The organism is Lachnoclostridium sp. Marseille-P6806 (assembly GCF_964238185.1).
Lineage (GTDB): Bacteria > Bacillota > Clostridia > Lachnospirales > Lachnospiraceae > Brotaphodocola.
In genome coordinates this window covers 360,972-380,347 of sequence record NZ_CAXSLG010000003.1, presented here as the reverse complement: position 1 = coordinate 380,347, position 19,376 = coordinate 360,972, and the positions used below count along the sequence as shown (strand labels likewise).

19 protein-coding genes are annotated in these 19,376 nt (G+C 48.0%); 17 read left to right on the top strand and 2 right to left on the bottom strand.

Annotated features, from left to right (window positions below; genetic code table 11):
• Positions 1-35 precede the first annotated feature (35 nt).
• Positions 36-503, bottom strand: a complete 468-nt coding sequence (locus ACESON_RS05885; protein WP_373108838.1) for a hypothetical protein — start codon at positions 501-503, stop codon at positions 36-38.
• Complete coding sequence (locus tag ACESON_RS05880; protein WP_373108836.1) at positions 500-3,400, bottom strand: transglycosylase domain-containing protein; 2,901 nt, start codon at positions 3,398-3,400, stop codon at positions 500-502. The genes ACESON_RS05885 and ACESON_RS05880 overlap by 4 nt, the downstream gene beginning before the upstream one ends.
• A gap of 174 nt (positions 3,401-3,574) precedes the next feature.
• On the opposite strand from ACESON_RS05880, the gene murC reads away from it, so the two are divergent.
• From murC to yabP, 17 genes are all read left to right on the top strand, one after another.
• Positions 3,575-4,954 carry a UDP-N-acetylmuramate--L-alanine ligase gene (gene murC, locus ACESON_RS05875; protein ID WP_373108835.1) on the top strand — a complete coding sequence of 460 codons (1,380 nt, stop codon included), beginning with the start codon at positions 3,575-3,577 and terminating at the stop codon, positions 4,952-4,954.
• 263 nt (positions 4,955-5,217) lie between these two features.
• Positions 5,218-6,354: a DnaD domain protein gene (locus ACESON_RS05870; protein ID WP_373108834.1), complete on the top strand. Its 1,137-nt coding sequence runs from the start codon at positions 5,218-5,220 to the stop codon at positions 6,352-6,354.
• Positions 6,355-6,379: 25 nt separating this feature from the next.
• Positions 6,380-7,375, top strand: coding sequence for an ATP-binding protein (locus ACESON_RS05865; protein ID WP_373108833.1), 996 nt, complete (start codon positions 6,380-6,382; stop codon positions 7,373-7,375).
• 145 nt (positions 7,376-7,520) lie between these two features.
• On the top strand, positions 7,521-8,693 hold the full coding sequence (locus tag ACESON_RS05860) for a ribose-phosphate diphosphokinase (protein WP_177959426.1): 1,173 nt from the start codon (positions 7,521-7,523) through the stop codon (positions 8,691-8,693).
• 79 nt (positions 8,694-8,772) lie between these two features.
• Positions 8,773-9,432 carry a signal peptidase I gene (gene lepB, locus ACESON_RS05855; protein WP_373108872.1) on the top strand — a complete coding sequence of 220 codons (660 nt, stop codon included), beginning with the start codon at positions 8,773-8,775 and terminating at the stop codon, positions 9,430-9,432.
• Positions 9,433-9,975: 543 nt separating this feature from the next.
• On the top strand, positions 9,976-10,698 hold the full coding sequence (locus ACESON_RS05850) for an amino acid ABC transporter ATP-binding protein (RefSeq protein ID WP_373108871.1): 723 nt from the start codon (positions 9,976-9,978) through the stop codon (positions 10,696-10,698).
• Between the two features lie 132 nt (positions 10,699-10,830).
• On the top strand, positions 10,831-11,772 hold the full coding sequence (locus tag ACESON_RS05845; protein ID WP_177958843.1) for a transporter substrate-binding domain-containing protein: 942 nt from the start codon (positions 10,831-10,833) through the stop codon (positions 11,770-11,772).
• Positions 11,773-11,820: 48 nt separating this feature from the next.
• Positions 11,821-12,534, top strand: a complete 714-nt coding sequence (locus ACESON_RS05840) for an ABC transporter permease subunit (protein ID WP_177958844.1) — start codon at positions 11,821-11,823, stop codon at positions 12,532-12,534.
• 21 nt (positions 12,535-12,555) lie between these two features.
• On the top strand, positions 12,556-13,353 hold the full coding sequence (locus ACESON_RS05835) for an ABC transporter permease subunit (RefSeq protein ID WP_177958845.1): 798 nt from the start codon (positions 12,556-12,558) through the stop codon (positions 13,351-13,353).
• A gap of 39 nt (positions 13,354-13,392) precedes the next feature.
• The gene (locus tag ACESON_RS05830) at positions 13,393-13,992 is read left to right on the top strand and encodes an AAA family ATPase (protein WP_373108831.1); all 600 of its coding nucleotides are present in this window, start codon (positions 13,393-13,395) and stop codon (positions 13,990-13,992) included.
• 137 nt (positions 13,993-14,129) lie between these two features.
• Positions 14,130-15,053 carry a sugar phosphate nucleotidyltransferase gene (locus ACESON_RS05825; protein WP_177958847.1) on the top strand — a complete coding sequence of 308 codons (924 nt, stop codon included), beginning with the start codon at positions 14,130-14,132 and terminating at the stop codon, positions 15,051-15,053.
• Complete coding sequence (locus ACESON_RS05820) at positions 15,046-15,801, top strand: exodeoxyribonuclease III (protein WP_177958848.1); 756 nt, start codon at positions 15,046-15,048, stop codon at positions 15,799-15,801. The genes ACESON_RS05825 and ACESON_RS05820 overlap by 8 nt, the downstream gene beginning before the upstream one ends.
• 224 nt (positions 15,802-16,025) lie before the next feature.
• Complete coding sequence (locus ACESON_RS05815) at positions 16,026-18,023, top strand: alpha-amylase (protein WP_373108830.1); 1,998 nt, start codon at positions 16,026-16,028, stop codon at positions 18,021-18,023.
• A complete protein-coding gene (locus ACESON_RS05810; protein ID WP_177958850.1) occupies positions 18,010-18,390 on the top strand; it encodes a MazG family protein in 381 nt (126 codons plus the stop codon). The genes ACESON_RS05815 and ACESON_RS05810 overlap by 14 nt, the downstream gene beginning before the upstream one ends.
• Positions 18,391-18,485: 95 nt before the next feature.
• Complete coding sequence (locus ACESON_RS05805; protein ID WP_177958851.1) at positions 18,486-18,761, top strand: HU family DNA-binding protein; 276 nt, start codon at positions 18,486-18,488, stop codon at positions 18,759-18,761.
• A 3-nt stretch (positions 18,762-18,764) separates the two neighbouring features.
• Positions 18,765-19,004 carry a S4 domain-containing protein gene (locus ACESON_RS05800; RefSeq protein ID WP_177958852.1) on the top strand — a complete coding sequence of 80 codons (240 nt, stop codon included), beginning with the start codon at positions 18,765-18,767 and terminating at the stop codon, positions 19,002-19,004.
• A gap of 75 nt (positions 19,005-19,079) precedes the next feature.
• Positions 19,080-19,364: a sporulation protein YabP gene (yabP, locus tag ACESON_RS05795; protein WP_177958853.1), complete on the top strand. Its 285-nt coding sequence runs from the start codon at positions 19,080-19,082 to the stop codon at positions 19,362-19,364.
• The last annotated feature ends 12 nt before the right edge of the window (positions 19,365-19,376 follow it).

Here is a 19,376-nt window from a genome sequence, read left to right as displayed (position 1 = left end):
AAAAGCAGGGGGCGATCAATGAACCCCCTGCTTTTTTAAAGCATCTCCATATATGCCAGAACCTGATCCAGCAGATCCAGCCCAACATAAATGAGTATGCCCAGAATAACGGCGGATATGGCCAGGAAAATCAGTTTGTAAAACAGATAAGCCCGGGCAAAATTCTGCCTCTGGGTATTTTTTTTATTAAATGCAAGGCGGAACAGATAGAACCAGCCTGCAATGGGAATGTTCATGCACATAAAGGTAAGAAACCAGGAGCTTACAGGTTCCTGCTCTGAAACAGAACCGGTACTGGAGGCCCCCTCTGGAAGGGATGGCTGTGGTTCTTCTTCGGATATTCCGGTCAAATCCAGCTTTGGAATATCGGCTGTTACATTCTGGATTTCCTGAGCCAGCGCCTCCTGAATTGCGGAGGTGTCATCGGCAGGGGAGGCTTCACAGGTCTGTGCTTCCTCCAGAAGCCGGAGGTTTGTTTTGGTATCATCTATGTGATCGCTCATTCTGCGCTTCCTCCTTCTGCCTGAGCGGCGGGATTTTGTTTTTCATTGCCGGGACCTGCCGGTAATGGGCCGGACGGAGTTCCGGCCTCTCCGGAAGGAACTCCCGGCCCTGCAATAACAGGAGAAGAAATACTCCATTTCATTCGCTCCTGAGTAAGAAAGCTTTGAAGCTGCGCCTGTCTGCTCTGAAGCTGCTGCTGCTCCTGCGCCTGTTTTTTGGCTTCTTCCTCGGCTTTTTTGTCTTCCATCATTTTCCATTCGGCAGCAGTAGGAAGCGTGGAAATACGGGCAATAGCGGCTTCCAGACGCTGGCTGTAGGAGACAGCTTCCTGATAATCTGCAACCAGAGGCAGCCGGTCAATCGCTGTCTGAACCAGCTGCTGGGCGTTGGGAGCCTGATATTCCAGATTTTCCACATCCATAAGAGCAGTCAGGAACGTATTTTTGCGGGTCTGGGCTTCCAGATCCTCTCTTGCCTTTATCGCATCCTCTTCAGCCTTTTTCTGGGCTTCGGCTGCTTCTCTTGCCTTTTGCTGTTCATAGAGGGTGATGGTCTCCTGCATCTGATCCATGATGGGGGCAAATTCCTCGTATTTAGAGGTTGTTCGCTCCAGAAGGGTTCCCCGGATGTCTCCCTCATCCATCTGGTTCAGCTGAGTAATAATAGTCTGATACTGTTCTTTTACCCAGTAGGTATCCTCCACAGTTTCGATGATTTTATTTTCGAACAGGGAAACAGCGGTTTCCAGCTGTTCGGCCAGCTTGCGCTGCTCCTTGTCGTGGATGCTCTGCTGAGCCCGGAGTTGGGCAGTTGTGCTGACATAATCAGTAATGCCGCTGCGGGAATCTGCCTGCATTTCTACGGAAGCGGGCTGTTCCCAGTCGAGAGGCTCCAGTCCTTCATGGATTTTATCCATAACCTGCTTCCAGATCTTTCCGGCGTAGGTGCTGCCGTAGATTCCAGGCATGGCCCGGGGAATATCATAGCCAACCCAGACTGCAGTGGTGTAGTAACGGGTATAGCCGCAGAACCAGGTATCCTTGCTGCTGTTGGTGGTTCCTGTTTTTCCGGCGGCAGGTATTCCGTTTTCCAGAGCCAGTCCTCGTCCGGTGCCATAGCTTTCAGTAAGTGTTCCCTTTAAAATATCTGTAAGCATAAATGCAGAATCTTCCTGATAGACCTGTTTTGCAAAGGGCTTGTAATGCTTCGTCACTTCTCCCTGCTGCTGATGCTCAATTCGAACAATGCAGGTCCGTTCATCGTATACGCCCCGGTTGGCCAGAGTGCTGTAACCCTTTGCCATATCAACAACACGAACGCCGTTGGTAAAACCGCCGATGCTCAGAGAAGGAACATTATTATCTACCCAGGTCAGTTTCTGGAATTCCATCTGTCCCAGATAATCCAGGCCGAAGTTGACGCCGATATCGGTAAGAATCTGCCATGCAACTGTATTTAAGCTGCGGTTTAGGGCTTCCCGGACAGTAACGTTTCCGTAGTAATGGCCGCCGCTGTTGGAAGGGCCGCCCTCCCATTTGTGATCGTCTACCATGCGGGCCGGATAATATTCTCCGGTGTCAAAGGCGGGACCATAGCTGATCAGAGGCTTAATGGTGCTGCCGGGCTGTCTGGCGCTTAAATAGGCCCGGTTAAAGGGATCGTCAGTTCCCCTTCCGCCCACAATGGCAGCGACATAATTGGTCTTGTTGTCTACAATGACTGCAGCGCCCTGAAGGGCATATTTTCCATTTTCCTGAAGTTCTGTATAGGATTCGAGAACAGTATCTACCTGAGTCTGGAGAACTTCCTGAAGCTGACTGTCCAGAGACGTATAAATACGATAGCCGCCTGCGCGGATTTCCTCATTTTTTGCCTTGTAGACGGTCTGGTAATTTTCCATATAAGAGTCATAATCCTCTTTGTCCTGGAAGGTGTACTGGAAGGGGAAGTCTTCCATTTTCATAAGAGCCAGAGCGGCACAGTGGATGGCGTAGCTGCTCTGGTAGTTCTCATCTGTGCCCTCAGCTTCCTCCTGAACAATACTCAGAGGCTGGGAAATGGCGTTCTGGTATTCTTCATCCGTCAGGTACTGGATTTCATGCATACTCTGGAGTACGTCGTTTCGTTTTTCCAGAGAATCATCGGGATTGCGGATGGGATCATAGGCAGAAGGGCTGTTGCTCAGACCAACCAGCACAGCGGCTTCCCAGGTTTCCAGATCCGCGGCGTCCTTTCCAAAATAGTAGCGGCTGGCAGCCTGGACTCCATAGCAGTGGTTGCCGTAAAAGTTGGTGTTGCAGTAGAATTCCATAATGTCTGCCTTGGAATATTTTTTTTCTACCTCCGGGGCAAGAAGAATTTCTACGATTTTTCTGGTAAAGCTCCGTTCCTGAGTCAGGTATGTATTTTTAATGACCTGCTGGGTAATGGTGGAGCCGCCCTGGGTGATCTCCCCACGGTTTTTTACCAGAGCCAGTCCCGCACGGAAGGTAGCGATCCAGTCTACTCCTGTGTGGCTTTTAAAACGCCGATCCTCCTGGGCAATGTAGGCGTTCTGCAGGTTCATGCTGATATCCTTAATGGGGACATATTCATAGTGACCGGCATTGATCAGGCCAATGAGCTGATTGTTTTTGTCATAGACCTCTGTGTCGGAAAGCAGCTGAAAGTCCTGCCTTTGCATTTGAGCCAGCTTGTCGTAGGCGACCTCCCGGCAGTAATCCAGATCCGGCTTTACCTTTGCATAGATTAACAGAGCAATCAGCGCGCCGAGAATCAGGCAGCCGGTCAGAAGATGGAGAAAGCTCTGAAGCAGCCAGCCGATGATTCCGAACAGGCTGATAAAAAAGCCTGCCAATCCTCTTGGCAGGGAACGGAGCAGTTGATTTCGTTTCATGTTGCACCTCGTTGTCTGGTTGTATTGGGTTACCATTGATTATAATACAAATCCGGCGGAAAACAACAAAAATAAGCGGAAAACATTGACTTTCCCGTTAAAAAGAAGTAAAAAGGTAGAGAAAACATAAGAAAAGAAAGAGCTATTATAAAATCGATAAAGGAAGGAATTTATATGTATCAGATAGATTTTAATCAGCCACTGGTGGTTCATTTTATTGGAATCGGAGGAATCAGCATGAGCGGTCTGGCGGAGATTCTTCTGCGGGAGGGCTTTACGGTTACTGGATCAGATGCCCATGAAACAGAACTGACGAATCATCTGGAAGCTGCAGGAGCGCAGATTTTCTACGGACAGAGAGCGGAAAATATTTCAGACAGTGTAAGGCTGGTGGTTTATACGGCAGCAGTTCATTCGGACAATCCGGAGTATGCGGCAGCTGTGCAGAGAGGACTTCCCATGCTGAGCCGCGCAGAGCTTCTGGGCCAGATGATGAAAAATTACAGACAGGCTGTGGCTGTGGCAGGAACTCATGGAAAGACAACAACTACCTCGATGCTGACAGAGATTCTTCTGGCAGCAGAGACAGATCCAACGATTTCCGTAGGTGGAATTCTTCATTCTATCGGAGGAAATATCCGGGTGGGGGGCTCAGAGCTGTTTGTGACAGAGGCCTGTGAGTATACGAATAGTTTTCTGTCATTTTATCCTACTATAGAAGTGATTCTGAATATTGAGGCAGATCACCTGGATTTTTTCAAGGATCTTGCAGATATTCGCCATTCCTTCCGGCTGTTTGCTGAGAATCTTCCGGCAGAAGGTCTTTTGATTATAAACAGTGATATTGAAAATTACCAGGAGATCTGTGGAGAACTTCCCTGTCGGACAGTGACCTTTGGACATGGAGCGGACAGTGATTTTTGCGCAGCAGATCTTTCTTATGACAGCTTTGGAAGACCTTCCTTTACATTGGTGGAGAATGGACAGCCGGGAGATCGAATTGAGTTAAGTGTTCCTGGAGAGCATAATGTATACAATGCTCTGGGGGCGATTGCTGCGGCCAGAGCTCTTGGGATTTCTGTCCACGGAATAGCACAGGGACTTCGAAATTTTACGGGAACAGAGCGGAGATTTGAGAAAAAGGGTGTGATGCACGGAGTTACTATTATTGATGATTATGCTCATCATCCCCAGGAAATAGCGGCAACTCTGGCGGCTGCAGCCAATTATCCCCATAAGAAGCTGTGGTGCGTATTCCAGCCCCATACCTACAGCCGGACAAAGGCCTTTCTGGATGAGTTTGCCCAGGCTCTTTCTGCAGCAGATGAGGTTGTGCTGGCTGATATTTTTGCAGCCCGTGAGACAGATACTCTGGGCGTCAGCTCCAGAGATATTGCCTCAAGAATCCAGGCTGCAGGCGGAAACGTCCATTATTTCCCTACTTTTGATGAAATAGAGACATTTCTTTTAGAAAATTGTTCAACAGGCGATTTGTTGATAACTATGGGGGCCGGAGACATTGTAAAAGTTGGGGAAAGACTGTTGGGATTATAAGTTATCCACATTATCCACATAGTTTTCCACTTTTTATGTAAAGGGACTATGTGGATTTTTTGATTTACATAAGAAAATGTCAAAAAATTTAAAAAACCTAGTATTTTCGTGGTTTTCGACCAGATTCGACAGATGCAGTTCGAATTATGTTGACTGGATATCCACATTATCCACATTATCCACAAAGAATTCTGTGGATAATCCCGCCTATTTCTTTTTAGAGCCGGATGTGTTAAGATACAGACAGGAGAGGATGAGGAGTTATGGACGCGATTTGCAGATTTGGAGTGGAGGCCACCCTGGTGGCAAATGAGTTTATTGACCGTTATATGGCAGATGCTAATGGAGAATATGTGAAGGTGTATCTGTACCTGCTGAGGCACCATCAGGAGAAGCCGGATGTGGGACAGATTGCCGATGACCTGAATCATACAGAGGCAGATGTGCGGAGAGCCCTGTCTTACTGGGAGAAGCTGGGGGCGCTGACTTTAAGCAGCCCGGAGCGCTCCGCCATGGAGAACCAGGGGGCTATCTGGAGAGACAGCGATTCCCGGAAAAGTTCGGTACAGCCCGCAGTCTCCGGTCAGGCAGGCGGCAGGTCAGAGTCAGACCAGAGCGGGGCAGCCAGTGAGAAGACGAGAGGCATTCTGCCAGCCGGAAGCGGGGGCTCCGGTCAGGCAGGTGCAGAGGCAGCGGCAGCCTCCGGGCGTCCGGTGTACAGTCAGGATCAGGTGAACCGCCTGCAGGGAGACGGAGAATTTTCTCAGCTTCTGTATATTGCCCAGAGGTACCTGAATAAGATATTTACACAGAGGGAGCTGGAGGTATTTGCCTATCTGTATGACGGTCTTCATATGTCAGCAGAGCTTCTGGAGTATCTGGTGGAATACTGCGTTCAGGGCGGGCATACCAGTATCCGCTATATTGAAACAGTGGCTTTGAACTGGCATGAAAAGGAGCTTCGCACAGTAGAGCAGGCCAAGGCCTATGCCAGCGGATTTACAAAGGACTCTTTTTCTGTTATGCGGGCCTTTGGTCTGACTGACCGGAAGCCGGGGGATGCGGAAAAGGAGATGATTGAACGGTGGTTTGGAACCTACGGATTTACCAGAGAGCTGGTGCTGGAGGCATGCAACAGGACGATGGAAGCCACTCACAATCCCAGCTTCCGCTATGCAGATCGGATTCTTTCTGAGTGGAAGAAGGCCGGAGTGAAAAACCTGCGGGATGTATCGGAGCTGGATGAGAAACGAAGGAGCCAGAAGCGAAAAGGCGGATCCGGGGGACGAAACGAGACTGCCCGGCCTCAGACCAACCAGTTTCATAATTTTGAACAGAGAGATACGGACTATGATTCTATGGTTTTAGAGCAGGTCCGCGGCTGGATCGGAGAATCATAACAGAGGAAAGGGGGAAACATAAGGGATGGCCCTGAGCAATTCGCAGTACAATGCAGTAATGAGAGAATATGAGAAGCGCCAGCTGAAGAACCGGCATGAGAGGGACGCGCGGATTGCCCGTGTGTATCAGCAGGTTCCCCAGTTAAAACAGCTGGAACAGGAAATCAGCGCTCAGGCGGCGGCCTGCGCAAGGCAGAGCCTTTCCGGAAGTCTGGAAAGGACAAAAGAGATGAAGGCGCAGCTGGAGGAAATGCGGCTCCGAAGAAAGGAGCTGCTGAAAAACAGCGGTTTCCCTGAGGACTATATGGAGATGCGCTATACCTGTCCGGACTGCAAAGATACAGGCTTTGCAGACGGAAAGCGGTGCCATTGCTTTGAACGGGCCAGAATGAGGATTCTGTACGCCCAGTCCGGCATTGAACAGGCGCTGGAGCGGGAGAATTTTTCCACCTTTTCCTTTGAGTGGTACGACAGCCGGGAAAAGGTTCCCCAGCTGGGAATGACGGAACTGGATTATATGAAGCTGGTTGCCAGACGGTGCCGGGAATTTGCGGCGGAGTTTCCGGGCAAGGGAGAAAATCTTCTCTTTACGGGAAGCACAGGCGTAGGAAAGACCTTTCTGACCAACTGTATTGCAAAGGCGCTGATTGACCGGGGGATTTCTGTTATTTATCTGTCCTCCCAGGATCTGTTTGAGCTGTTTTCCAAATGCAGATTCGGCCGGGATGGTCAGGACGAGGCGGAGGAGACCTGCCGCCATATTCTGGACTGTCAGATGCTGATTATTGATGATTTGGGGACAGAATTAAACAACTCCTTTGTTTCCTCTCAGCTGTTTTACTGTATCAATGAGCGAATCAATAGAAAGCTGGGAACTATTATCTCAACCAATCTTTCTATGGATATGCTGAGAGACACCTATTCTGACCGGGTTGCGTCACGGCTTATGAGCCATTATGCCACCATTCCCCTGTACGGAGGGGATATTCGGGTGAAAAAACGGCAAAGATACCGGGATTAACTTGACTTAAATGATTCCTGATGTTATAAAGAATACGTTAACAATAAAAGTAACGGTTCTGCTATGCAGCAATGCAGAGAGAAAAAGCATGGCTGAATTGTCGCCAGAACAATAAGAAAATTACCATACACATTTGGAGGACACCATGATATACGAAGAAAAAACCATTGAAACCATTCCAGTAGGGCCGTTGGGACTGATTCCGTTAAAGAGCTGCTCTGAGCTGGGCGCAAAGGTAAATGACTGGCTGGTAGAGTGGAGAAAAGAGCGGGAGAGCGATCACAAATCCACCATCGCTTTTGCAGGATATCAGAGAGATTCCTATATTATCGAAGCTGCTACACCAAGATTTGGATCCGGCGAAGGAAAGGGAACAATCAACGCTTCCGTTCGCGGTGATGATCTGTACATTATGGTGGATGTCTGCAATTACAGCCTGACTTATTCCCTGTGCGGAATGACAAACCATATGTCTCCGGATGATCATTTCCAGGATCTGAAGAGAGTGATTGCGGCAGCAGCAGGAAAAGCGCGCCGTATCAATGTCATTATGCCATTCCTGTACGAGAGCCGTCAGCATAAGCGTTCCAACAGAGAGTCTCTGGACTGCGCTCTGGCTCTGCAGGAGCTGACCAATATGGGCGTGGAGAATATCATTACCTTTGACGCTCATGATCCCCGTGTGCAGAATGCGATTCCTTTAAAGGGCTTTGAGACTGTACAGCCGATTTACCAGTTTATTAAATATCTTCTGAAGACAGAGACAGAGCTGGATATTGACAGCGATCACATGATGGTTATCAGCCCGGACGAAGGCGGTATGGGCCGTGCTGTGTACTTTGCCAACGTTCTGGGTCTGGATATGGGTATGTTCTATAAGCGCCGCGATTATACCCGCATTGTAGACGGACGCAACCCGATTGTAGCTCACGAATTCCTGGGCTCCAGCGTAGAGGGCAAGGACGTTCTGATTATTGACGATATGATTTCTTCCGGTGAAAGTATGCTGGATGTAGCCAAGGAGCTGAAGCGCAGAAAAGCAAGAAAGGTATTTATCTGTGCAACCTTTGGTCTGTTCACCAATGGACTGAACAAATTTGATGAGTATTATGACAACGGCATTATTGACCGGATTCTGACCACCAACCTGGTTTACCAGACTCCGGAGCTGCTGTCCAGACCGTACTACATTAATGTAGACATGAGCAAATATATTGCATTGATTATTGACAATCTGAATCATGATGATTCTCTCAGCGAGCTGCTGAATCCGACCAAGCGGATCAACAAGCTGCTGGAGAAATATCGCAGCAGATAGTCGGACAGAGGCGAATTCATTTATGGAAAAAAATAAAACCTGGACAGGGCCGGAGAGGAAGCTTACGGAAGATATCCCTATGGAAGAGCCGGTTAATTCCAGGGAGATTGGCGGTATATCGGATTCTGGCAGGGACACTGTCCGGGAAGAGGATATGCCCGGAACCGAGGCAGGGAAAAAGGCCGGCAGACAGCAGCCAGAGAAGGAAGAAAAGCAGGGCGGCTGGAAGCAGGAGGTCTGGGAGTGGTTTAAGATTATCATTTCCGCAGCTGCGATTGCGTTTTTCCTGAATACCTGTATCATCGCCAACAGCGAGGTTCCCAGCGGTTCCATGGAAAATACGATTATGACAGGAGATCGGGTAATTGGCTCCCGCCTGTCTTACAAATTCGGAGATCCGGAGCGTGGAGATATTGTGATTTTCCGTTTCCCGGACAATGAAGAGATTTATTATGTCAAGCGGGTTATCGGACTTCCGGGAGATACCATTGATATTGTAGACGGCCATGTTTATCTAAATGGGTCAGAAACACCCCTGGATGAGCCTTATATCAGGGAGCCGATGATTCCAGAGGAGCCTATGCATTTTGAGGTTCCAGAGGACAGTTATTTTATGATGGGCGACAACAGGAATTATTCCTCAGATGCCCGCAGATGGAAGAATACCTATGTGAAGCGGGAAAAGCTGGTAGCAAAGGTATTGTTCCGCTACTTCCCCAAGCCCAGCAGAATAAAGTAGGGCAGGAAGACATATTCGCGATAAAATGATAGAAATGCAGACAGATGCAAAGAGAGGTTGTTAGGCTTCGAAGGCGTTGTCTGCATTTTTTTATTTCATAGGAAATTGCATCCTATGAAATAAAAACGCTCCGCGAGGATCGCCATGCGGCGGCAGAGAATTTTGTCGCAGAAGCGACCCGCCGCAGGCGGAGAAGCTCGCGAGCGAGCTTCTTTCTTGATAGGAAATACGTCCTGTGAAAAAAGATGAATATTTTGTTTTGTAAAAACAATTAAAACAATTTGAAAAATTTCAGAAAATATATAATATTTTAGATGAAAAGAACAAAACTTTATTTTGTTAAGTTCATTTAGAAGAAAAATAGGTTTTTACGGAAGAAAATAAATTGACATTTAATAAAATTTAGTTTAAAATGGCACTTACACAAAACGAAGGCGTTTTGAAGGTAAAACTTCAAGGCGCCTTTGTGCTTTTCCGGATTTGCAGATAGGCGGACGAGGGAAATAGAAAGTTTGGGAACCGGGAGGGAGAAAAATCATGGCGATGATCAAAATGGAGCATGTGAATAAATATTTCGGTGATCTTCATGTGCTGAAGGATGTGAATCTGGAGGTCAAAGAGGGAGAAAAGCTGGTTATTATCGGTCCGTCAGGTTCCGGGAAATCTACTACGGTTCGCTGTATGAATTTTCTGGAGGAGCCTACCAGCGGCAGGGTTTTGGTAGATGGAAAGGAGCTGAACCACAAAAACAGGGTTCATGTGATTCGGGAAACCTCATCTATGGTGTTTCAGCAGTTTAATCTGTATCCGCATATGACGGTTTTGAAGAATCTGACGCTGGCGCCGATGAAGCTGCACCACAAGAGCAAGGCAGATGCAGAAGAGCTGGCTTACCATTATCTGGATGTGGTTGGACTGAGAGATAAGGCCCATGTGTATCCCACGACTCTTTCCGGCGGACAGCAGCAGCGAATTGCAATAGCAAGAGCGCTCTGTATGCAGTCAAAGATTATTCTTTTTGATGAACCCACATCGGCCCTGGATCCAGAAACGATTCAGGAGGTTCTGGATACAATGATTAAACTGGCAGATGAAAATATCACCATGGTGGTGGTTACTCATGAAATGGGATTTGCCAGACAGGTGGCAGATCGGGTTGTATTTATGGATCACGGGGAGATTATTGAGGAAGGAACACCAGAGCATTTCTTCACCAATCCCCAGCAAGAGAGAGTGAAGCAGTTCCTTGGAAAAATTATAAGATAAAGAATTTCCGGAAAGAAAAGGAATATGATTTAGGGCATAGCTTTTATGCTTTAGATAATCTCCAGACGGCATATCTGAAAACAGGGAAGGATCAGACAGAGAAAAGAAAAAGGAAAATGAGGAGGAGACATTATGAAAAAGAAAATCGCATTATTACTGGCAGGACTGATGACAGTAGCTATGGTGACCGGATGCTCAGGCTCAGGAAGCGCAGATACCACAGCGGCAGACACAAAGGCAGCTGAAACTGCAGCAGCAGATACGAAAGCGACAGACACCGCAGCAGCAGACACTACAGCAGCAGATACCACAGCGGCAGATGCTTCCGCAGATGTGCAGGCCATTAAGGACAGAGGCGTTCTCCGTGTAGGCGTTAAAAATGCAGTTCCCGGCTTTGGTCTTCAGGATGCCCTGACCGGCGAGTATACAGGAATGGAAATTGATCTGGGCGCAAAGATTGCCGAGGAGCTGGGCGTGGACGTGGAGTATACAACCGTTACCGCAGCAACCAGAGGAGAGCTTCTGGATTCCGGGGATATTGACTGTGTTCTGGCTACCTTTACGATTACAGAGGAGAGAAAACAGACCTGGGATTTCACAACCCCATATTATACTGATGCGGTTACTGTTCTGGTTGAGGATGCTTCCGGAATCAAAACGCTGGCAGATTTGAAAGACAAAAAGGTAGGCGTTTCCTCCGGTTCTACTTCTGCAAGAGAGCTGACAGCAGCCATGATTGAGGCTGGCGTGTTAGACGGCGAGGGCTTTGACCGTGATACCTTTGACGCAGCAACCTGGACTAAGGGCATCAGCTATCGTCAGTATGAGGATTATCCGGCAATCTCTACCGCTCTCAGCGCAGGTGAGATAGATGCTTTCTGTGTTGATAAATCTATTCTGGCAATCTATAAGACAGATGGACGTTCTTACATTGAAGACAAATTTGCTCCTCAGGAGTATGGCGTTGTAACGAAAAAGGGCTCCGGCTTCTCCAAGGTTTGCGAGGATCTGGTAACCAAATGGCTGGATGACGGAACCATCCAGGGTCTGATTGACAATTACGGACTCAACTAAAACAGTGATTATGAAAAATACCGGCAGGTGAGGCAGGGGAGGTAAAAAATGGCAGGTTTATTTTCAGCTGATGCATGGGAGAAGGTGTGGACCTTTCGCGGAACGTTTTTTCTGGGAGTGGAGCATACGCTGATGACCGCAGTGTTTGCGCTTTTCATATCTCTGCTTCTGGGAATCGCATTTGGACTGATGTCTACAGGAAGAAACAAGGCGCTGAGGGCTATTGCCCGGGTTTACGTGGAATTTATACAGAACACGCCGCTGCTTCTGCAGATTTGTTTTCTGTATTACGCTCTGGCATTTTCCGGAAACAGTATTGGCATTATTGCAACGGGAATTATTGCTCTGGGAGTGTATCACGGCGCTTATGTAGCCGAGGTTATCAGGGCAGGAATCGAAGCGATTCCCAAAGGCCAGTTTGAGGCAGCCGAGTCTCAGGGCTTTGATTATTTTCAGAAAATGTATTATATTATTCTGCCTCAGAGCGTGAAGATTATTTTGCCTCCCATGGTGAATCAGGTTGTGAATCTGGTGAAAAACACCTCCTGCCTCTACATTATTGGAGGAACGGATTTGATTTCTGTTACCTACAGCTTTGTAACAGGAGCCAGTACCGGCGGCGCTTATGCGCCGGCGTATCTGCTCAGCGGCCTGCTTTTCTTTGTTATCTGCTTCCCTCTGTCCACACTGGCAAGCGTGTGGGAGAACTCGTTAAAGAAGCGGGATGCAAGAGTGACTGTGACAGAAGAAGCTGCAGCATAAAAGAAAGGGGAGAATGAGTCTATGAGTACAATAGAAGGAAGTCTGCGGATTATTACGAATCCGGCAGTCCTGAAGTTTATTATGAAAGGCGTGGCATTTACCCTGATTATTTCTGTAGTGGCAGTGCTTATGGGAATTTTTGTGGGATCGATTCTGGCGCTGGTACGCAATTACTGCAATAGAGGCGTTGCCAGAATTTTGAAATGGATGGCAATTGTGTATATTGAGATATTCCGAAATACGCCTTTGCTTTTGTGGATTTTTGTCTGCCTGATTTTCTGTCCCTGTCCGTCCTTTCTCCAGAGGAAAATGTTTGGACTGACCTCTGTAGAGGTAAAGCTTCTGTTTAAGGCAGCCGCAGCGCTGGTTTTGTTTACTTCTTCTGTTATTGCAGAGATTGTAAGAGGCGGACTGAACTCGGTTGCGCTGGGGCAGTTTGAAGCAGGCCATTCTCAGGGCTTTCATGTATTTCAGGTTATGTACTATATTGTGCTGCCGCAGGCATACCGCAATATTGTGCCGACTCTGTTAAGCCAAGTAGTGACAACCATTAAGGACTCCTCTTATCTGGCCAATGTGGCAGTGATTGAGCTGATGGCCAGAGTGCGTCAGGTTATGAACGCATCTTATCAGTATAATGGGCTGGGAACGACCAATGTATCTGATGTTTTTGTTCTGTTTGGCCTGGCAGCCATGATTTATTTTATTATTAATTTTACCCTGTCCTGTATTGTAAGAAGCATGCAGCAGAGGAGAATCAAGGCTGTTCCGGCGGCTGACAGGGCAGCCCAGGCTGCGATTCGCACATCAGAGGCCTGATGGATACAAAGATTTCAAAAGGAGGGCCTGAAGGCAGAAATGAAGGATTCATACGTAATTACCATATCGCGGCAGTTTGGAAGTATGGGAAGACCGATTGCCTGTGAATTATCACAGCGGCTGGGAATTCCTTTTTATGACCGGGATATTGTAGAGGAAACGGCAAAGCGCATGGGACTTCCGATTTCCGTTGTCAGTGACAAAGAAGAGGTTTCCAATTTTCCCTACCTGCGGTATCTGTATCCTTTGGGAATGGTGGTTCCCAGTATGCAGGATGAAATTTTTCAGATTGAGAAAAATATTATTATGGATCTGGCGGATAAGGGGCCGTGTATTCTGGTAGGCAGATGTGCGGACAGTATTCTGGCAGAGAGAAAGAATCATTTCAGTATTTATATTTACGCATCTTATGAAAACAGGCTGAAAAACTGCTGTGAATATTTTGAGATGGAAAAGGCTGCGGCAGAGAAGATGATTGTAGACGCAGATCATTCCAGAACCCTGTATCACAAGAGATACAGCAAGGGATATCACAGTGAGCTGGATTATAAGGATGTTGCCTTAAACAGCGGTTCCTTCGGGGTGAAAGGAAGCGCGGAAATCCTGGAGGCCATGATTCGAAACTGGCTGAATTGTTGAAGTTCATAAAAATCGTTAAAGAGAATCCTGCAGGCCGGGATTCTCTTTTCCTATGAATTGCCTTTTTGAGGTTCCTATGATATAGTTTAGTTATAAAAAAACGGTGTGGAAACCGAAGAATCTGAGGGAGAGAAAAGATGAAAGATACGACGTTGGTAATTATGGCAGCTGGTATTGGCAGTCGTTTTGGCGGAGGAATCAAGCAGCTGGCTCCGGTGGGGCCCAATGGCGAGATTATTATGGATTATTCCATTCATGATGCGCTGGAAGCAGGCTTTAATAAGATTATTTTTATTATTCGCAAGGATCTGGAAAAGGATTTTCGGGAGATTATCGGCAATAGAATTGAAAAGATTGCCCGTGTAGAATATGCTTTCCAGGAGCTGGAGGAGCTTCCGGCAGGATATCAGGTTCCGGCAGGCCGGACAAAGCCCTGGGGTACCGGACAGGCAGTGCTGGCTGTAAAGGGCATGGTTCATGAGCCGTTCCTGGTAATCAATGCAGATGACTATTACGGCAAAGAGGGCTTTTCCAAAATTCATGATTATATGGTTCATGAGATGGATACAGAGTCTGACGTTTATGATATGTGTATGGGCGGATTTATTCTGGAAAATACTTTAAGTGAGAACGGAACCGTGACCCGCGGTGTGTGCCAGGTGAATGAGGACGGTACCCTTCGGGATGTGACAGAGACCTTTGACATTGAGTGGAAGGACGGCAGCTTAAAGGCCAATGATGAGCAGGGAAATCCCGTTTCTGTAAATCCGGATCAGCATGTATCCATGAATATGTGGGGACTTCCGCCCCGTTTCCTGGAGGAGCTGGAGACAGGCTTCCCGGAGTTTCTGGACAATATTCCAGAGGGAAATTTAAAGGCAGAATATCTGCTTCCCAGAATTATTGATAAGCTGATCAAGAGCGGCAAGGGCAAGGTAAAGGTGCTGGAAACCAGAGATAAATGGTTCGGCGTTACCTACCAGGAGGATAAGGCTGCTGTCGTGGATTCTATCCGCCGTCTGATTGAGGAAGGTGTTTATAAGGAGAAATTATATGACTAAATTGATTTCCTGGAATGTGAATGGAATCCGCGCCTGCGCAGGCAAGGGCTTTCTGGACTTTTTCCGTCAGGCAGATGCAGATGTGTTCTGCCTGCAGGAGACAAAGCTTCAGGCAGGGCAGCTGGAGCTGGATTTGCCTGGATATTATCAGTACTGGAATTATGCAGAGAAAAAAGGCTATTCCGGCACTGCGCTTTTTACCAGACAGGAGCCCTTGTCCGTGACTTATGGGATCGGGATTCCAGATCACGACAGGGAGGGACGGGTGATTACAGCAGAGTTTCCGGATTACTATGTGGTAACCTGCTATACGCCCAATTCCCAGAACGAGCTGGCGCGTCTGGATTACCGTATGGAGTGGGAGGACGCCTGGCTTGGTTATTTAAAAGGGCTGGAGGAGAGAAAACCGGTGATTTTCTGCGGAGATCTTAACGTGGCCCATCAAGAGATTGATTTAAAAAATCCAAAGACAAACAGAAAAAATGCAGGCTTTACTGATCAGGAGAGGGAGAAGTTTACCCGGCTTCTGGAAGCGGGCTTTGTGGATACCTACCGATATTTTTATCCGCAGCAGGAAGGGGTGTATTCCTGGTGGTCCTATCGGTTTAAGGCCCGGGAGAAAAATGCAGGATGGAGAATCGATTATTTCTGTGTGTCAGAGACATTGAAGAGCCGGTTGGAGAGCGCGGCGATTCACACGGAGATACTGGGCTCGGATCACTGTCCGGTAGAGCTGGTGATTTCTTAGGTCATAGGAAATTGTGTCCTGTGACCTAAAAACGCTCCGCAGGGATCGCCATGCGGCGGCAGAGAATTTTGTCGCAGAAGCGACTGGCCACAGGCGAAGAAGCTTGCTTGCAAGCTTCTTTCTTTGGTCCTAGGATATTCCTGCGGCAGATTGGGGGCAGCTGCGGGAATAGGATTTCTTCTTTGTAACTTAATAACGGGGACGTGAAATGGAAAGGTGGAAGGATGAGACAGTATCAGATTTGCATTGACAGCGCAGGGGTATATCCGATGGGGCTTACACCAACGGAGAAAGGAATTCACGTATCGGTTGCAGCGGCTGCAAAGGAGTGCAGCCTGCTTTTGTTTTCGCCGGAAAAGGGCAGGGGCGAAAAACAGGAAGCGGCAAGAATCAGATTTCCGGAAGCAGGACGTCATGGTCAGGTATGGGAGATGACAGTAGAGGGAGAGGGATTACAGCAGTATGAGTATGCTTTTGAGGCGGATGGAAAACGGTTTTCGGATCCCTGCGGCAGAAGCTTTTTGGGAAATGAAGCATGGGGATGTCTGGAAAATGGAGAGAGACTTCTTACAACGCCGGTCAGTCAGCCGGAGTTTGACTGGGGGGGGGATGTTTCTCTGCGGATTCCTTATGAGGAGTGTATTGTATACAGGGCTCATGTGCGGGGGCTGACAAAGGACGGCTCATCTGGTGTCCGGAATAAAGGGACTTTTGCAGGCGTTGTGGAAAAGATTCCCTATCTGAAGGAACTGGGAATTACGACGCTGGAGCTTATGCCTGTCGCGGAGTTTCAGGAGATTGAGATGCCGGATGTAGCGGACGGCAATCCCTATGGAGACGGCCCGAAGCCTACGGGAAGATTAAATTACTGGGGTTGTGGAGCTGCTTTCTATTATGCGCCGAAGGCCTCCTATGCAGGTACGGGAAGAAATCCGGCGATGGAGTTTAAGCAGATGGTAAAGGCCCTTCACCAGGCAGGAATGGAAGTGGTTATCGAACTGTTTTTCACAGGCAGGGAGACGCCAGCGGCAGTTCTGGATGTGGTGCGGTTCTGGGTTCGGGAATTCCATGTAGACGGAGTTCATCTGACGGGACAGGCACCTGCCTGGATTCTGGCAAAGGATCCCTATCTGACGGACACGAAGCTGTGGGCTACCTATTGGGATGACGGAGATAAGGAACCGGGATATCAGAAAAATCTTGGCGAATTCAATGATGGTTTTCTGGTGGATATGAGGCGGGCCTTAAAGGGAGATGAGGATCAGATGAAAAATCTGATTTTCCGCAGCCGCCGCAATCCGGCTGGTCACGGCGTGATCAACTATATGGCTACCAACAATGGGTTTACGCTGATGGATATGGTTTCCTATGACAGGAAGCATAATGAGGCCAATGGAGAAGAAAACCAGGATGGGACGGATTATAATTACACCTGGAACTGCGGGGAGGAAGGCCCCAGTCGGAAGAAAAAGCTGGTTCAAATGCGCAGACAGCAGCTTCGCAATGCCCTTTTGATGGTATTTTTAAGCCAGGGTACGCCGCTGCTTCAGGCAGGAGATGAATTTGGCCACAGTCAGGGCGGCAATAATAACGCATACTGTCAGGATAATGAGATTTCCTGGCTGAACTGGAAGCTCCAGAAAACCAACCGGGAACTGCTGGCCTTTGTAAAGTATCTGATTGCTTTCAGAAAAGCCCATCCTGTATTTCACATGAAGGAAGAGCCCAAGGTAATGGATTATCGGGCAGTAGGAAAGCCGGATATTTCCTACCACGGAGTCAATGCCTGGAAGCCGGAGTTTGAGAATTTCCGCCGGCAGATCGGCATTATGTATTGGGGACCTTATGGGAAAAAAGCAGACGGAACCGCGGATGAAACCTTTTTTGTCGCATATAATATGCATTGGGAGCCTCATGAATTTGCCCTTCCTCATTTGCCCAGATCCCAGCAGTGGAAGATTGCTTTTGATACCAGCGACAGCAGCGGAAGCGGGTATTATGAAGCGGGGCAGGAACGGGAACTGGAAAATCAGAAGCGGTATATGGTACCCTACCGTTCGATTATTGTATTTGTAGGAAAACCGGTGCCGGATCAGGGGAAAGAGGAGAGGTGCAGGAAGAACGCAAAGCCGGGAAAAATGGGAAAGCCCGCAAAAGCAGAAGAACCTGTGAATGAGGCAGAACCGGGAAAGCAGGAGGGGGAGGAAGATGCGCACATTTGAGGATTTGAAAGAGATCGTTGCGGTATTGCGTTCGGATCACGGATGTCCCTGGGACAGAAAGCAAACCCTGGAGAGTCTGAAGCCTTACCTGCTGGAGGAAAGCGGGGAGGTGCTTGCGGCCATTGATCATCACGATATGGAAAATCTCTGTGAGGAGCTGGGGGATGTGCTTTATCAGGTTATGATTCAGAGCCAGATTGCCAGCGAGCAGGGACTCTTTACTGTAGAGGATGTGATCGATGGCTTATGCGAGAAAATGATTCGCCGCCACCCCCATGTATTTGGAGATGCAGTAGCCGCGACACCGGAGGAAAGTCTGGATTTATGGAATGAGATTAAAAAGCAGGAAAAAGCCAAAAAAACTTGACAAAGAGCAGTAAACCATATATAAATGGAAGAGTACATTTTTTATTTGATTAGTGTCCGGCAGGGCTTGTCGGACCATTGCAGGAGGAATTAATAATGAACAAGACAGAATTAGTTGCAGCAGTAGCTGAGCAGGCTGGTCTTTCTCGTAAGGATGCAGAGGCAGCAGTAAAGGCTTTCACAGATGTGGTTGCTGATGCTTTAAAGAATGGTGATAAGATTCAGCTGGTAGGCTTTGGTACATTCGAGGTATCTGAGAGAGCAGCAAGAGAAGGAAGAAATCCGAAGACTGGTGAGAGCATGAAGATCGAAGCCTGCAAGACTCCGAAGTTCAAAGCAGGTAAGGCTCTGAAGGATCTGGTAAACGCATAATTTATGAGGCTGGACAAATATCTGAAGGTTTCCCGACTGATTAAGCGCAGGACGGTGGCCAATGAAGCCTGCGATGCAGGACGGGTGCTGCTCAACGACCGGCCGGCCAGGGCATCGGCCAGTGTAAAAGCCGGGGATATTATTGAAATACAGTTTGGAACAAGCTCCGTAAAAGTGGAGGTTCTTGATGTGCAGGAAACCGTGCGCAAGGACGATGCCAAAGAACTGTACCGTTATCTTTAAAAGTCATTATCATAAATTTTTTCATCTCCCCATATACTGAACCAGAGGTTCGGATATGGGGAGGTTTTGATTTATATGGAAGAAAAAGAGGGAATCCGTCCTCACTCCTGTCAGGTACAGAACCGTTCGTCAGTCAGGCTGACCGGAATTCGTGAGGTGGTATCTTTTGACGAGCAGCAGGCTGTTATGGATACAGATATGGGGCTTCTGACGATAAAGGGAAAGGATCTCCATGTAAGCCGTCTGACGGTAGAGCAGGGAGAGGTGGATCTGGAGGGAACTGTGGACAGTCTGGTTTACTCTTCTAATGAAGCATACCGAAAGGCCGGAGAGTCGCTGCTTTCTCGCCTGTTTAAATAAATTGTCAGGAGC

Excerpts from the sequence above, each read along its gene's own strand:
- murC (WP_373108835.1), top strand. The coding sequence starts at position 3,575 with ATGTATCAGATAGATTTTAATCAGCCACTGGTGGTTCATTTTATTGGA.
- ACESON_RS05805 (WP_177958851.1), top strand. The coding sequence starts at position 18,486 with ATGAACAAGACAGAATTAGTTGCAGCAGTAGCTGAGCAGGCTGGTCTT.
- ACESON_RS05880 (WP_373108836.1), bottom strand. The coding sequence starts at position 3,400 with ATGAAACGAAATCAACTGCTCCGTTCCCTGCCAAGAGGATTGGCAGGC.
- ACESON_RS05840 (WP_177958844.1), top strand. The coding sequence starts at position 11,821 with ATGGCAGGTTTATTTTCAGCTGATGCATGGGAGAAGGTGTGGACCTTT.
- ACESON_RS05850 (WP_373108871.1), top strand. The coding sequence starts at position 9,976 with ATGATCAAAATGGAGCATGTGAATAAATATTTCGGTGATCTTCATGTG.
- ACESON_RS05825 (WP_177958847.1), top strand. The coding sequence starts at position 14,130 with ATGAAAGATACGACGTTGGTAATTATGGCAGCTGGTATTGGCAGTCGT.
- ACESON_RS05885 (WP_373108838.1), bottom strand. The coding sequence starts at position 503 with ATGAGCGATCACATAGATGATACCAAAACAAACCTCCGGCTTCTGGAG.
- ACESON_RS05810 (WP_177958850.1), top strand. The coding sequence starts at position 18,010 with ATGCGCACATTTGAGGATTTGAAAGAGATCGTTGCGGTATTGCGTTCG.
- ACESON_RS05845 (WP_177958843.1), top strand. The coding sequence starts at position 10,831 with ATGAAAAAGAAAATCGCATTATTACTGGCAGGACTGATGACAGTAGCT.
- ACESON_RS05800 (WP_177958852.1), top strand. The coding sequence starts at position 18,765 with ATGAGGCTGGACAAATATCTGAAGGTTTCCCGACTGATTAAGCGCAGG.
- ACESON_RS05830 (WP_373108831.1), top strand. The coding sequence starts at position 13,393 with ATGAAGGATTCATACGTAATTACCATATCGCGGCAGTTTGGAAGTATG.
- ACESON_RS05820 (WP_177958848.1), top strand. The coding sequence starts at position 15,046 with ATGACTAAATTGATTTCCTGGAATGTGAATGGAATCCGCGCCTGCGCA.
- ACESON_RS05860 (WP_177959426.1), top strand. The coding sequence starts at position 7,521 with ATGATATACGAAGAAAAAACCATTGAAACCATTCCAGTAGGGCCGTTG.
- ACESON_RS05870 (WP_373108834.1), top strand. The coding sequence starts at position 5,218 with ATGGACGCGATTTGCAGATTTGGAGTGGAGGCCACCCTGGTGGCAAAT.
- ACESON_RS05815 (WP_373108830.1), top strand. The coding sequence starts at position 16,026 with ATGAGACAGTATCAGATTTGCATTGACAGCGCAGGGGTATATCCGATG.
- ACESON_RS05835 (WP_177958845.1), top strand. The coding sequence starts at position 12,556 with ATGAGTACAATAGAAGGAAGTCTGCGGATTATTACGAATCCGGCAGTC.
- yabP (WP_177958853.1), top strand. The coding sequence starts at position 19,080 with ATGGAAGAAAAAGAGGGAATCCGTCCTCACTCCTGTCAGGTACAGAAC.
- lepB (WP_373108872.1), top strand. The coding sequence starts at position 8,773 with ATGGAAGAGCCGGTTAATTCCAGGGAGATTGGCGGTATATCGGATTCT.
- ACESON_RS05865 (WP_373108833.1), top strand. The coding sequence starts at position 6,380 with ATGGCCCTGAGCAATTCGCAGTACAATGCAGTAATGAGAGAATATGAG.